General features: G+C 63.8%; 11 protein-coding genes. 6 read left to right on the forward strand and 5 right to left on the reverse strand.

Going from position 1 to position 13,930, the window contains the following annotated elements:
* Positions 1-5: 5 nt before the first annotated feature.
* Both GA0061098_RS28340 and GA0061098_RS28345 read right to left on the reverse strand, forming a co-directional pair.
* Positions 6-1,508, reverse strand: coding sequence for a flavin-containing monooxygenase (locus GA0061098_RS28340; protein ID WP_091964411.1), 1,503 nt, complete (start codon positions 1,506-1,508; stop codon positions 6-8).
* Between the two features lie 124 nt (positions 1,509-1,632).
* Positions 1,633-2,379, reverse strand: a complete 747-nt coding sequence (locus tag GA0061098_RS28345; protein WP_091964414.1) for a S1 family peptidase — start codon at positions 2,377-2,379, stop codon at positions 1,633-1,635.
* A gap of 110 nt (positions 2,380-2,489) precedes the next feature.
* Here GA0061098_RS28345 and GA0061098_RS28350 point away from each other — a divergent pair, with 110 nt between their 5' ends.
* On the forward strand, positions 2,490-3,125 hold the full coding sequence (locus GA0061098_RS28350) for an HAD-IA family hydrolase (RefSeq protein ID WP_165637658.1): 636 nt from the start codon (positions 2,490-2,492) through the stop codon (positions 3,123-3,125).
* A gap of 121 nt (positions 3,126-3,246) precedes the next feature.
* Here the strand turns inward: GA0061098_RS28350 and mtnA are convergent, their stop codons facing one another.
* From mtnA to GA0061098_RS28365, 3 genes are all read right to left on the reverse strand, one after another.
* Positions 3,247-4,350 carry an S-methyl-5-thioribose-1-phosphate isomerase gene (mtnA, locus tag GA0061098_RS28355; protein ID WP_091964416.1) on the reverse strand — a complete coding sequence of 368 codons (1,104 nt, stop codon included), beginning with the start codon at positions 4,348-4,350 and terminating at the stop codon, positions 3,247-3,249.
* A 13-nt stretch (positions 4,351-4,363) separates the two neighbouring features.
* Positions 4,364-5,242, reverse strand: coding sequence for an S-methyl-5'-thioadenosine phosphorylase (locus GA0061098_RS28360; RefSeq protein ID WP_091964419.1), 879 nt, complete (start codon positions 5,240-5,242; stop codon positions 4,364-4,366).
* A gap of 280 nt (positions 5,243-5,522) precedes the next feature.
* Positions 5,523-5,795 carry a phosphopantetheine-binding protein gene (locus GA0061098_RS28365; RefSeq protein ID WP_091964422.1) on the reverse strand — a complete coding sequence of 91 codons (273 nt, stop codon included), beginning with the start codon at positions 5,793-5,795 and terminating at the stop codon, positions 5,523-5,525.
* 357 nt (positions 5,796-6,152) lie between these two features.
* Here GA0061098_RS28365 and GA0061098_RS28370 point away from each other — a divergent pair, with 357 nt between their 5' ends.
* From GA0061098_RS28370 to GA0061098_RS28390, 5 genes are all read left to right on the forward strand, one after another.
* On the forward strand, positions 6,153-7,370 hold the full coding sequence (locus GA0061098_RS28370) for an acyl-CoA dehydrogenase family protein (RefSeq protein ID WP_091964425.1): 1,218 nt from the start codon (positions 6,153-6,155) through the stop codon (positions 7,368-7,370).
* Positions 7,371-7,409: 39 nt separating this feature from the next.
* On the forward strand, positions 7,410-8,390 hold the full coding sequence (locus tag GA0061098_RS28375; RefSeq protein ID WP_091964428.1) for an amino acid--[acyl-carrier-protein] ligase: 981 nt from the start codon (positions 7,410-7,412) through the stop codon (positions 8,388-8,390).
* Positions 8,391-8,507: 117 nt separating this feature from the next.
* Positions 8,508-9,383 carry an acyl-CoA acyltransferase gene (locus GA0061098_RS28380; protein ID WP_091964431.1) on the forward strand — a complete coding sequence of 292 codons (876 nt, stop codon included), beginning with the start codon at positions 8,508-8,510 and terminating at the stop codon, positions 9,381-9,383.
* Between the two features lie 371 nt (positions 9,384-9,754).
* Complete coding sequence (locus tag GA0061098_RS28385; protein ID WP_091964433.1) at positions 9,755-12,622, forward strand: PAS-domain containing protein; 2,868 nt, start codon at positions 9,755-9,757, stop codon at positions 12,620-12,622.
* 201 nt (positions 12,623-12,823) lie between these two features.
* Positions 12,824-13,801, forward strand: coding sequence for a tripartite tricarboxylate transporter substrate binding protein (locus GA0061098_RS28390; RefSeq protein WP_091964436.1), 978 nt, complete (start codon positions 12,824-12,826; stop codon positions 13,799-13,801).
* Positions 13,802-13,930 lie beyond the last annotated feature (129 nt).

Raw genomic sequence — 13,930 nt, forward strand, 5'->3', positions numbered from 1 at the left:
CGCCCTCACCCGTAAACAAACGCCTTGTCATCCAGATCCGTCTTCGGGATCTCGTCCTTCTCGGTCCAGTAATCCTGGCTGTGCTGCCATTCCGGCTTATCGCCGCGCTTGGGCAACAGGTCCATGTTGCGCATCATGTAGCCGGGGTTGAAATTTTCCGGATCGATCCAGGGCAGGATCGGCATGTTGTGGTCTTCGGCGCGCAAGCGCACCTCGACCTTCTTGGCGCCCTTGGTCTTCATATGGCCAAGCAGCCGGCAGACGAAGTCTGCGACCAGATCGACGCGCAGCGTCCAGCTGGCGCGGAAATAGCCGAACACCCAGACCATGTTCGGAACGCCCGTGAACATCATGCCGCGATAGGTGACGGTGTCGCCGAACGCCAGCGGCTTGCTGTCGATCTCGAAGGCGATGTCGCCGAGCGCCGCGAGATTGAAGCCGGTCGCGGTGACGATGACATCGGCTTCCAGCAGCTTGCCGGATTTGAGCTGAATGCCGTTCTCGACGAAGCATTCGATCTCGTCGGTGACGACGGAGGCCTTGCCGCTGGCGATGCCCTTGAACAGATCGGCATCGGGCACGAAGGCGATGCGCTGCCGCCACGGCCGGTAAGTCGGCGTGAAGTGCGTCTCGACGTCGTAGTCTGGACCGAGCACCGCGCTGATCTGGCCGATCAGGTCCTTCTTGACCTGTTCTGGCTTGGATACGCAGAGTTTCGTGAAGGCATCCTGCTCGAACAGTATCTTGCGCCGAACAATCTCGTGGATCCAGGCCTCGTCGACCTGAAGCCTGCGCAGCTCCTCCGCGATCTCGATGGCGTTGCGGCCGAGGCGAAAATAGGTCGGCGAACGCTGCAGCATGGTGGCATGCGCGCACTTGTCCGCGATGTTCGGCACCAGCGTTGCCGCAGTCGCGCCTGAGCCGATCACCACGACCTTCTTGTTCGTGAGGTCGAGATCATCAGGCCAGGTCTGCGGATGGACGACGCGGCCCTTGAAGCGATCGGTGCCCTTCCATTCCGGCGTGTAGCCTTCCGAATGACGGTAATAGCCCTGGCACATCCAGAGGAAGTTCGCCGTGAAGGTCTTCGGCTCGCCGGTGTCGGTCGTCATCGCCTCGATAGTCCAAAGATTCTGCTCGCTCGACCAGCTGGCGGAATTGATCTTGTGCTTGTAGCGGATATGCCGCGCGATATTGTTGTCGTCGATCACCTCGTTCATGTAGGCGAGGATTTCTTCGGCGGTCGCGATCGGCGGCCCGACCCAGGGCTTGAAGCTATAGCCGAACGTATGGAGATCACTGTCCGAGCGGATGCCGGGATAACGATGCGTGCTCCAGGTGCCACCGAATGTTTCCTGCGTTTCCAGGATCACGTAGCTGGTGCCTGGAAGCTGCTTGTTGATGTGATAGGCGCTGCCGATGCCGGAGATGCCGGCGCCGACGATCAGCACGTCGAAATGTTCAGAAGCCTGTTTGGCCGTGGCGTGACTGCGAACAGCGACATTCATTGTTGCTTCTATGCCTTGCTTGTTTTTGTGGCCGCCCTTGACGGACGACGCGTTTCCTCCGCGGCCGGCATGATCACCCGCCGCGCTTCCGCTTCAAAATGACATAGATCAAGTCGCGGTCAAATCACAGTGCCGCACCCCAGCTCCGCGCGGTCTGCAAGATCCAGTCGCGGTAGAGCGTGAGCGGCGTGACCCCCGTCAATCCGCCACAGCCATCGCCGGCGTTCGGTCCCGTCGCCCAGCTGATGACACCGACAAGCACGGCGCCGTTCGGCTTGTCCTCGAACACAGGACCACCGGAATCGCCGGTACAAGCGCCAATTCCGTCGCGAACACCGTTGGTTACGGGATCGACCAGGCGGATCTGAAGCGTGCCGGGCTGGCCCGTGACGACAAGGCCCGCGACGCGCGTGGCCCCGCCGCTCCTGCCATCACCGCGCACGGTGACACCGGTACCGGCAATGACGAAACGGCTACCGACCTGGATTGGAATATTCGGCGCGCCAACCGGCGCCGCCGATTTTCCCTTGAGTGGAATTTCCAGTTGCAATAGCGCCACGTCTGCACCGGCACGATGCACCTGCGCTTTATAGCCCGGATGGATCGCGATGGTGCGCACGTTCAGCAATTGCGGTGCGCCACCGCTGCGATCGACGATCTTGTAGTCCGCGCCCGGCGGCACGCAGTGAGCGCCGGTCAATACGATCTTCGGCGCGATCAGAGTGCCGGTGCAGGAATTGCCGCGCGAGCCGACGATGGTGACGACGGCGCGCGCGACGCCATCGGCCTGCGGCGTGCCGCCGCCAACAATGGCATGAGCGGGCGTGGCGAGCACCAGAGTGACCGCGGCGAATGTCGCGATTGTCTTCATGGGGAACATGTCTCGTCAGTCTGTTCGGGGAGCGCCTGATTTGCTTCGGACTGGTCCTTGCCGATAGCGCATGCTAGCCCTCTTGGAAAGGAATTGACGAGGGCAGGACATTGGCGATCGAGGCTGTGATCTTTGATTTTGGCGGCGTGCTGACGAGTTCGCCGTTCGAGGCATTCGCGCGGTTCGAGACCGAGCGCGGGCTGCCCGTCGACATCATACGCCGGACCAACGCCGCCAACCATTTGGAAAACGCCTGGGCCAAGTTCGAGCGGGCCGAAGTCGATATCGACACCTTCGACGAATTGTTCGCCACGGAATCGCTCGCACTCGGCGCGGAGGTGCGCGGCCGCGAGGTGCTGCCGCTGCTACAGGGCGATCTGCGTCCCGAGATGGTCGAGGCGCTGAGGCGCATCAAGGCGCAATTCAAGACCGGCTGCATCACCAACAATCTGCCTGCCAATGCCATCGGCAGCATGACCGGGCGCTCCCTCTACATCGCCGAAGTCATGGTGTTGTTCGACCACGTGATCGAATCCGCCAAGATCGGCCTGCGCAAGCCTGATCCGCGTATCTACAGGCTGATGGTCGAGACGCTGAAGGTCGATCCGAACAATTGCGTCTATCTCGATGATCTCGGCGTCAACCTGAAACCCGCGCGCGACATGGGCATGACCACGATCAAGGTGACGAGCGGCGCCCAGGCGATCGCGGAGCTTGAGAAGGCGACGGGGCTGAAGCTCGGGTAGGCTTGCGAGGCACGAAGCCGTAGGGTGGGCAAAGCGAAAGCGTGCCCACCACAAGCAGGTCGTGGGCACGGCGCTTTCGCGCCTTTGCCCACCCTACGAGAGCTCGCAATGACGGCGGAGCCTACTCCGCCGCCGCGATCCGCTCCGGAAACGCCGCCGCCAGCTCGTCGCGATCCGGCTTCAGCACGCCGCGCTCAGTGATGAGGCCGGTCACGAGCCGCGCCGGCGTCACGTCGAAAGCGTAGTTCGCGACCGGCGATCCCTCGGGCACGATGCGTACCGTCTCCAGCCTTCCATCCGCGGTGCGGCCGGTCATGTCGGTGACTTCAACGCCGCTGCGTTGCTCGATCGGAATATCGCGGATGCCGTCATGGACGGTAAAATCGATCGTCGGCGACGGCAGCGCGACATAGAACGGCACGCCATTGTCGTGGGCGGCGAGCGCCTTCAGGTAGGTGCCGATCTTGTTGCAGACATCGCCATTCGCGGCGACGCGGTCGGTGCCGACGATGGCAAGATCGACCATGCCGTGCTGCATCAGGTGCCCGCCGGTGTTGTCGGGGATCACCGTGTGCGGCACGCCATGATGACCGAGCTCCCAGGCCGTGAGCGAGGCGCCCTGGTTGCGCGGACGCGTCTCGTCGACCCAGACATGGACCTTGATGCCGCGCTCATGCGCGAGATAGATCGGCGCCGTCGCCGTGCCCCAGTCGACGGTAGCGAGCCAACCGGCGTTGCAATGGGTCAATACGTTGACGATCTCGCCACGCTTCTTCGATGCAATTGCCTCGATCAGCTTCAGCCCGTTGCCGGCGATGCCGCGGTTGATCTCGACATCCTGCTCGACGATCTCGTCGGCGCGCGCATAGGCCGCCTCGGCGCGCTCCAGCGGATCGATCGGCGCGAGCGCCATGCGCATCTCGTCCAGCGCCCATTTCAGATTGATCGCGGTCGGCCGCGCCACTACGAGCGTGTCGTAAGCGCGCTTCAGGCCGGCGTCGGAGGCGTCCTCGCGCATGGCGAGCGCCATGCCGTAGGCCGCCGTGGCACCGATCAGCGGCGCGCCCCGCACCAGCATGTCGCGGATGGCGACGGCTGCGTCTTCGCAGGATGTCAGCTTCGCGACGACGAACTCATGCGGCAGGCGGCGCTGGTCGATCGCACCGATTGACCAGCCGTCATGCTCGCGCCAGATGCTGCGAAAATGCTTGCCGTCGACCTTCATGGCATTCTGCCTTTCACTTCACGCGCAGGATGCGCCCGGCCACCGCGTCGAGCTTCTTCAGAAGCTCGGGATCGCGCGCCTCGGGTGCGGCGATCAGCGCTGTGTCGAGCGCGCGATCCGAGCCGATCGGACAGGGTTCGTGCTCGCGCGGAAAATCCTTTGCCAGCCGCGCCACCAGCGCTTTCGCCTTGTCGGCGTTCGAGGTTAGCACGCGGATGATATCTTGCACGGTGACGGCATCGTGATCGGGATGCCAACAGTCGAAATCCGTCACCATCGCCACCGTGGCGTAACAGATCTCCGCCTCACGCGCGAGCTTCGCCTCCGGCATGTTGGTCATGCCGATCACGGAATAGCCCAGCGTCTTGTAGGTCATGCTCTCCGCATAGGTGGAGAACTGCGGCCCTTCCATGCAGACGTACGTGCCGCCACGCGCGATTGCGATGCTTTCGGCTTCAGCGGCCGCGGCAAGATGAATGCGCAGACGTGGAGAAACCGGATGCGCCATCGACACATGGGCGACACAGCCCCGGCCGAAAAACGAGCTCTCGCGCTTGTAGGTGCGGTCGACGAACTGGTCGACGAGAACGAAGGTGCCCGGCGGCAGTTCCTCCCTGAAGGAGCCGCAGGCCGATAGCGAGATCAAATCGGTGACGCCGGCCCGCTTCAAAACGTCGATATTGGCGCGGTAGTTGATGTCGGAGGGCGACAGCCGGTGCCCCTTGTCATGCCGCGGCAGGAATACGATCGGCAACCCTGCGATGGTGCCGCGGCGCACGGGCGCCGACGGCTCGCCCCAGGGGCTCCTGATCACCTCTTCGCGCGCACCCTCGAGGCCCGGCAAATCATAGATGCCCGAGCCGCCGATGATGCCCAATACCGCCTGCGTCATGCCTGCTCCACCCTGTTCGCCACGTGCGACATGGTTAAGCTATGCCAGTTTTGCGGCGGTTTTGGAACGGGGGTGGTGGGGGCGATATAGTGTGAGGGCGGAGGCCCCACACTCAGTGTCGTCCCTGCGAACGCAGGGACCCATAACCACAGGCCGTGGTTTGGCGAAGACTCGTAGTTCGGTAATTCGACCGTCATAAGGTCGATAGATTCCGCGGTATGGGTCCCTGCGCCCCGTGTGCAATTGCGCACTAGGCAGGGACGACAGTTGCGGTTTGGCTTTAAGCCGCGGTCGCCAGCTGCAGCTGGGTCGCCACCATCCGCTCCAGCGTCTCGACGGACTGGAAATTTTCCGGCGTGATCTCGGCTTGCGGGATGGTGAAGTCGAACTCGGCTTCGACGCCGAGCATCAGATTGACCATGTCCATCGAGGTCAGGCCGACATCGACGAGCTTGGCGGACGGCGTGACGTTAGCGGCGAGCGAATTCTGCTCGAGGATGCCCTTCACCAGCTTGATGATGCGATTGCGTACGTCGGTATCAAAGGATTGCATCGGCAAATTCCCGTCTGTCTGTAAAAGGTCGGACCGGCTTGCCGCTAGGATGGGCACGGCCTGTCGGTCCCGCAATGGGCGACACCAATACTTCGCGTTTCTTAGTAAACGATGACTCAGATTGTCTGAAATTCAGGCTTCTTCCAGAGTCCTAACGCGATGCTGGAAAAACGGGTGATGCAAACAACCGGACCTTAACTGTTCGTTCGGAATTGGACTTTGTTTACCCTCTATTTCATCGACGAATTTGAATTAAATCCGTAGCCTCGTCTCACAAGCAAAGATGGCCGGAGGATCGCTTACGCGCATCGCGAATGATGCCGGCGATCTCGAACGGCAAACCGGAGGCGGACGAGTATGAACGTGCGTGAAGCAGTCCTCACTGTCGACGAAACGCAGACGGGCTTCCTCGAGCAGGGCCCCTCCCTGATCGAGCGCGCCGCCCGAACCGCCGCAGCTGCCGCGGCCGACGCAGACGGGGTCGATCGCGACGCTCGTTTCCCGCACAAGGCTTTCGAGGTCGCGCGCGAGCAGAAGCTGCTCGGCGTCATGATCCCGGTCGAGTTCGGCGGCTTCGGTGCCTCCATCTACGACGTCACCGACATCTGCTACACGCTCGGACGCGCCTGCGCCTCGACCGCGATGATCTACGCGATGCACCAGACCAAGGTTGCCTGCGTCGTCAGGCACGGCCACGGCATCCCCTGGATGGAAACCATGATGCGCCGGGTCGCCCGCGACCAGTGGCTGCTCGCCTCCTCCACCACCGAAGGCCAGAACGGCGGCAACATCCGCGCCAGCGCCGCTGCCGTCGATCACGCCGGCGACACCGTCTCGCTGGTGCGCGACGCCACCGTGATCTCCTACGGCGCGGAAGCCGACGGCCTCGTCACCATCGCCCGCCGCGCTACCGAGGCCGCCGCCTCCGACCAGGTTCTGCTGGCGCTCGCCAAGGACGATTATTCGCTGAAGCGGACGCTGGGCTGGGAAACGCTCGGCATGCGCGGCACCTGCTCGACCGGCTTCGAGCTGAAGGTCGATTGCCCCGCCGATCGCGTCTTCCCGGAATCCTATGACAAGATCCACGCCCAGACCATGACGCCGTTCGCACATCTGTGCTGGTCGTCGGCCTGGGCCGGCATCGCCGCCGCAGCCGTGACCCGCGCGCAAGCCTTCGTCCGCAAGGCGGCCCGCACCTCCGGCGGCCAGATGCCGCCGGCCGCGGCACATTTCACCGCCGCCAAGATGTCGCTGGCAAAGCTGCGTGCGCTGCTGTCGACTAACATCGATGCCTTTGCCCGCGCCGAGCATGACGAGCGCGCCCTCGGCTCGCTCGACTTCCAGTCCTCGATCACGCTGCTGAAGGTGCAGGCTTCCGAACTCGCGGTCGAGACCGTGATGCATGCGATGCGCACAGCCGGCCTCTCCGGCTACCGCAACGACGGCGAGTTCACCATGGGCCGGCACCTCCGCGACGTGCTGTCGTCCCCGATCATGATCAACAACGACCGCATTCTGGCCAATGCCGCGACATCGACGCTGATGAGTGGCGTGCCGACAAGCCTTCACGACTGAATCAACAATAACAATTTTGAGATAGCAGGACATCGCGCCATGAATATTGCCATCCTCCCCGACTCGCCCGCGACCGCGCCGCAGATGATCGATCCGCTCGATCATCTGGCCGACAAGCTGTTCCACCGCATGGGCGCCGACGGCGTCTATGCCCGCACCGCGCTCTATGAAGGCGTCGTCGAGAAACTCGCGGCGCTGATCACGAGCCATCGCGAGAGCGGCACCGAGGTGATGCGCTTCCCGCCGGTGATGAGCCGGGCTCAGCTGGAGAAATCCGGCTACCTCAAGAGCTTTCCGAATCTGCTCGGCTGCGTTTGCGGTCTGCACGGCACCGAGCGCGAGATCAACGCCGCGGTGAGCCGCTTCGACGCCGGCGGCGACTGGACCACCTCGCTGTCTCCCGCCGATCTCGTGCTGTCGCCCGCCGCCTGCTATCCGGTCTATCCGATCGCGGCGAGCCGCGGCCCCTTGCCGAAGGGTGGTCTGCGCTTCGACGTTGCCGCGGATTGCTTCCGCCGCGAGCCGTCGAAACATCTCGACCGGCTGCAATCGTTCCGGATGCGCGAATATGTCTGCATCGGCAGCCCCGATGACGTCGCCGATTTCCGCGAGCGCTGGATGGTGCGCGCGCAGGCGATCGCGACCGACCTCGGCCTCACCTTCCGTGTCGACTATGCCAGCGATCCTTTCTTCGGTCGCGTCGGCCAGATGAAGGCGGTGAGCCAGAAGCAGCAACAGCTCAAGTTCGAGCTGCTCATTCCACTGCGCTCGGAAGAGCAGCCGACGGCCTGCATGAGCTTCAACTATCACCGCGAGCATTTCGGCACGACCTGGGGAATCCAGGATGCCGGCGGTGAGCCGGCCCACACCGGCTGCGTCGCCTTCGGCATGGACCGGCTGGCGGTCGCCATGTTCCACACCCACGGCACCGACCTTTCCGCCTGGCCCGCCAAGGTGCGGGACGTCCTGGGCCTGCAGCCGCGGGGCACGGCCGACGCCCATGTCGAGGGCTGGCGCTAGCAGCATGATCCGGATCCGAAGGACCGCGTCAGCGAAAAGTGCGAAGCGGTCTTCCGAAGAGACCATGCTGAAACAATAGACCAAACGAGGCCTGTCATTTCCACGGGTAAGACGAGCGTGATTCACACCAAGGTGCGATGCCGCGAGATCACCGAGTCCGACGCCGAAGCGGTCGCGGACCTGCTGACGCGCGGCTTCGTCGGCCGCTCGCGGAACTATTGGATCCAGGGTCTGCGCCGGCAGGCCTTCCGGTCCGTGCCGGAGGGCTATCCGCGCTTCGGCTACATGCTCGAGAGTGACGGCACGCCGGTCGGCGTGCTGCTGCTGATCTACACGGCGCGGAAGAACGGCGAAGAGACCGCCATCCAGTGCAATCTGTCGAGCTGGTATGTCGATCCGGCCTACCGCAACTATGCCCCGCTGCTGACCAAGATCGCGCAGCGGCACAAGGACGTGACCTATTTCAACATCAGCCCGGCACCGTGGACCTGGCCGATCATCGAAACGCAGGGCTTTCGCGCCTATTGCCGCGGCATATTCTTCTCGGTTCCTGCCCTGGCGCGGCCTCCGCGCTGGAGCGAGATCGAGGTCATCTCGCCTCACGCCAAGACGATCGAGGGACTTTCCGAAGGCGAAACCGAGCTGCTGACGCGGCATGCGCGCTACAATTGCCTCAGCCTCGTCTGCCGCACGCCGAAGGGAACATTCCCCTTCATCCTGCAACCGGTGCGGATCCGCCGCGGGTTCATCGCGCCCCCTGCGATGAAGCTGATCTATTGCCGCAGCGCCGCGGAATACGCCGCCTGCGCAGGCCGCATCGGCCGGCTGCTGCTTCGGCTCGGCAAGATCGCGGTGGCGATCGATTCCAATGGACCGCTTCCTGGCCTGGTCGGTATTTATACCGAGCGGCGCGGTCGCAAATACTTCAAGGGCCCGGATCGGCCGCAGCTCGGCGATCTCACCGATACGGAACTGGTGTTGTACGGGCCGTAGGGAAGGCTGTCGGACCAGACCACCGCTGTCGTCCCTGCCTAGTGCGCAATTGCGCACGGGCGCAGGGACCCATACCGCGTGATCTGTCTCTAAGCCGCAATGCTGGTACCACGGGAAGGCCCCTTCACTTCCAATCTTCGTCAAACCTTTCCCTGTGGTTATGGGTCCCTGCTTTCGCAGGGACGCCACTTCATTTGACGCGCCCTCCCGGCCAACTCTCGCGCGCACCTCCGCATTTCCGACGCGCTCTCCATCGCCAGTCACCGTCCGTAAACTACTGCGCTTAAGGGAATTTTCCGGCCTCTTCGTTACCCTCGGCGGCTGAATTAGGCTGCGTTAAGTCTATTGCTCGCCGAGATCCCGCCGATCCCATGACGTCGACCCGCGATAACGAGCTTGGTGCACGCCGCGAGCAGGGCCCGGAGGCCCTGGTCGCGCTGAGCCAGCTTGCGCTCGACCACATGGAACAAGGCGTCTGCGTCTACGATGCCGACAACCGGATCGTGCTGGTCAACCAGCGTTACCTGTCGCTGTTCGACATGTCGGCCGACATCGTGCGGGTGGGCACGAGCTACCGCGAGGTGCTTGCGCATAGTGCGATGCGCGGCAACTTTCCCCAGGACCAGCTCGACACGCTCTACTCGGCGCGGATCGCGCAGATCGCGGGGGGAAAGCCGTTCCGGACCGAGCAGCAGCTTGCGACCGGGCTCGTCATGTCGCTCGAGCTGAAGCCGCTTCCCGGCGGCGGCTGGATGACGATCTGCGACGATGTCACCCGCCTCGCCCGGCTCGAGGCGGAATTGCGCGTGCAGACCGAGCGCAGCCAGCACGCGCTCTCCAACATGTCGCACGGCCTCATCATGTACGACGCCGACAGCTGCGTCGTCGTCTGCAACGAACGATTCCTGAACCTCTACAATCTCGATCCCGAGATCGTGAAGCCGGGAGCCTCGCATCGCGAGGTGCTCGATCATTGGGTATCGCGCGGCAATTTGCCGGGCATGCCGACAGACGAATTCCATAAATCCAGGCTGCAGGACGTGCGCACCAGAAAGGCGAAATCCCTGCTGGTGATGCGTTATGACGGACGCATGGTGCAGACGGCCTCCCGCTTCCTGCCCGACGGCGGCTGGGTCACCGTGCACGAGGACGTCACCGACCGGCTGCAATACGAAGAGACGCTGCGGCAGCAGAACTTCATTCTCGACGCCGCGATGGAGAACATGGCGCACGGGCTCGCCTTCTACGACAGCGACATGCGCCTTCGCGTCTGCAACAACACCTACCGCAAGATCTACCTGCTGTCGCCGGAGGAGACCAGGCCCGGCACGCATCTCGCCGAGCTGATCGAGCGCTCGATGGCGAACGGCGCGTTCTCTTCCGAATACAGCCCGCAACAGCTGCTGGAAGCCGCCAGTGCGAGGATCGCCAATCACGACGCCTCCCCGATGCGCCGTCGGATGTCGAACGACACCGTGATTTCGGTCAGGTACTGCGCTCTGGCCGAGGGCGGCTTCGTCGCCACTTACGAGGACATCACCGAACGCGAGCACGCGATCGAGGAGCTGAGCGAGCAGTATCGCCGCTTCGACGCGGCGTTGAACAACATGAGCCAGGGCCTGTGCATGCTCGATGCGAGCCTGCGCGTCATCGTGTGCAATCGCCGCTACATCGAGATGTACGGCCTGTCGCCTGATGTCGTGAAGCCCGGCGTCTCGATGCGCGAAATCATGGAGCACAGCTGCGAGCTCGGCATTCATCAGAACACCACAGCCGCGCGGCTCTATGCCGATTACGTCGAGCGGCTACGCGAGGGCGAGCATACGCTGCACCGCCATTTGAGCGACGGCCGCATCATCAAGCTCAATCACAAGCGGATGGAGCATGGCGGCTGGGTCGTCACCTACGAGGACGTCACCGAGCGCCACAAGGCCCAGGCGCGCGTCGCGCACATGGCGCGGCACGATTCGTTGACCGACCTGCCCAACCGCATGCTGTTCCGCGAAAAGATGGGTGAGGGATTGAACCAGGTCGCGATCGCCGGCGGCGCGATGGCCGTGCTGTGCTTCGACCTCGACAATTTCAAGACCGTCAACGACCGCCTCGGCCACGCCGCCGGCGACCGGCTGCTGCGCTGGGTCGCGGCGCGGCTGAAGGAGAATGTCGGCGAGCACGACACCGTCGCGCGCCTTGGCGGCGACGAGTTCGCCGTCCTCCAGCGCGGACCGCAGCCGCAATCGGCGGAAAAGCTGGCCCGGCGCCTGGTCGAGGTCATCGGTCATCCGCCGCCACTGGAAAGCCAGTCGATCCATGTCGGCGTCTCCGTTGGCATCGCGATCGCGCCCGACCACGGGCTCGATGCCGACGAGCTGATGAAATGCGCCGATCTCGCGCTGTACCAGGCCAAGGCCAAGGGGCGCGGCGCCTATCAGCTGTTCGAGCCCGAGATGGAGGAAGAGGCGCGCAGTCGGCACGCGCTGGAGCACGATCTGCGCGGCGCGCTCGAGGCGCGTGAATTCCATCTGGTGTTCCAGCCGCAGCTGCGGCTCGATTCGTCCGAGCTCACCGGGTTCGAGGCGCTGCTGCGCTGGAAACATCCGTCGCGCGGCTTCGTCTCGCCGGCCGAGTTCATTCCGATCGCTGAAGAGACCGGGCTGATCGTTCCGATCGGCGAATGGGTGCTGCGCAGCGCCTGTGCGACCGCCGCGTCCTGGCCCGATGTCACCGTCGCGGTAAATCTGTCGCCGGTGCAGTTCCGTTCGCGCGGGCTGGTGGCGATGGTCACGAGCGCACTTGCCGAAGCCGGCCTGCCGCCGCAACGGCTCGAGCTCGAGGTCACCGAGACGGCGCTGCTCGACGACAGCGACGCGACGATCGAGATCCTGCACCAGCTTCGCGCGTTAGGGGTACGCGTCAGCCTCGACGATTTCGGCGTCGGCTATTCCTCGCTGAGCTACTTGCGCAAATTTCCATTCGATCGCATCAAGATCGATCGCTCCTTTGTCGGCACGCTCGGCGAAAGTCCGGAGAGCGTTGCCATCGTCCGCACCATCGCGAGCCTCGGCTCCGTGCTCGGCGTCGAAACGACCGCGGAGGGCGTGGAGACCGAGGAACAACTCGACTTCGTCCGCGAATGCGGCTGCACCGCCGTGCAAGGCTATTATTTCGGCAGGCCGTGCCCCGCATCGGAGGTCGGCCGCACCATCGAGACGCTGAGTTCGGTCCGGCGCGTGGCATAACGGCTTCCTCAAATTCCGCCTCTCGGCACACCACCAAACGACGAATTGTCGCATGTGCCGCCTCGACCGGGCTTGCCGCACCGCCCGGCACCCGCGATCTGCGCAATGCGCTTTTCTTCTCCCTCGATTTCAGGAACAATCGCCGCGTAAGAACGAGAAACGGCGGCCCGCAAAGAGGCCGCCGCGAGGGGAGGAGTTTCGATGCCGCGATACGGGCTGAAGACGATCGCATTTGCCGCGATGCATGCTGTCATGGGCGCATTGCTCTCGACTGCCGCCAGCGCGCAAGACTATCCCAGCAAGCCGATCACGCTGATCGTGCCATGGCCGGCCGGCGGATCGACCGATATCTCGATGCGCGCCATCGCCGACAGCGCCTCGAAGGTGCTGGGGCAGCCGATCGTGATCGACAACAAGGCCGGCGGCGGCGGCACGGTGGGCCCGGCGACCATGGCGGCGGCCGCGAAGCCGGATGGCTACACCATCTCGCAGATTCCGATCACCGTGTTCCGCCTGCCCTTGATGCAGGAAGTGTCGTGGGATCCGGCAAAGGACTTCACCTACATCATCCATCTCACCGGCTACACCTTCGGTGTGACCACCAGCGCGGAGTCGCAGTTCAAGAGCTGGAAGGACGTCGTGGAGTTCGCGAAAGCGAATCCGGGCAAGGTGACCTATGCCACGCCAGGCGCCGGCACCTCGCTGCATATCGGCATGGAGCAGATCGCCGCGATGTCCGGCATCAAGCTGACGCAAGTTCCTTTCAAGGGTGGCGCGGAGACCAACGCCGCGGTGCTGGGACAGCACACGATGCTTCAGGCGGACTCCACGGGATGGCGGCCGCTGGTCGACGCCGGCAAGCTGCGGCTGCTGATGGTGTGGACCGGCGCACGTTCGCCGAACTATCCCGACGCGCCGACGCTGAAGGAGCTCGGCTATCCCATGGTCTATGATTCCCCCTTCGGCATCGCCGGCCCGAAAGGCATGGATCCAAAGATCGTCGCCAAGCTGCACGATGCCTTCAAGAAGGCGGTCGAGGATCCCGCGGTGGTCGCGACGCTCGCCAAATACGACATGGTGCCGAACTACAAGAACACCGAGGACTACAAGAAGTTCGTCGTCGAGGTCACGGAGTCCGAGCGCAAGGTGATCGATACGCTCGGGCTTGCGAAGAAGTAGGGCTGAGCCACTTCCGTGTCCCGGACGCGGTGCAGCGCTTCTTCAGCGGTGCACCGCAGAGCCGGGACCCACCTTTGCCACGAACCCATGGGCCCCGGCTCTGCAGCGCACCGCTTCGCGCTGCGCAGC

Source organism: Bradyrhizobium shewense (genome assembly GCF_900094605.1).
GTDB classification, from domain to species: domain Bacteria; phylum Pseudomonadota; class Alphaproteobacteria; order Rhizobiales; family Xanthobacteraceae; genus Bradyrhizobium; species Bradyrhizobium shewense.

Coding starts and splice junctions, on each gene's coding strand:
- GA0061098_RS28340 (WP_091964411.1), bottom strand. CDS start 1,508: ATGAATGTCGCTGTTCGCAGTCACGCCACGGCCAAACAGGCTTCTGAA.
- GA0061098_RS28345 (WP_091964414.1), bottom strand. CDS start 2,379: ATGAAGACAATCGCGACATTCGCCGCGGTCACTCTGGTGCTCGCCACG.
- mtnA (WP_091964416.1), bottom strand. CDS start 4,350: ATGAAGGTCGACGGCAAGCATTTTCGCAGCATCTGGCGCGAGCATGAC.
- GA0061098_RS28360 (WP_091964419.1), bottom strand. CDS start 5,242: ATGACGCAGGCGGTATTGGGCATCATCGGCGGCTCGGGCATCTATGAT.
- GA0061098_RS28365 (WP_091964422.1), bottom strand. CDS start 5,795: ATGCAATCCTTTGATACCGACGTACGCAATCGCATCATCAAGCTGGTG.
- GA0061098_RS28370 (WP_091964425.1), top strand. CDS start 6,153: ATGAACGTGCGTGAAGCAGTCCTCACTGTCGACGAAACGCAGACGGGC.
- GA0061098_RS28375 (WP_091964428.1), top strand. CDS start 7,410: ATGAATATTGCCATCCTCCCCGACTCGCCCGCGACCGCGCCGCAGATG.
- GA0061098_RS28385 (WP_091964433.1), top strand. CDS start 9,755: ATGACGTCGACCCGCGATAACGAGCTTGGTGCACGCCGCGAGCAGGGC.
- GA0061098_RS28390 (WP_091964436.1), top strand. CDS start 12,824: ATGCCGCGATACGGGCTGAAGACGATCGCATTTGCCGCGATGCATGCT.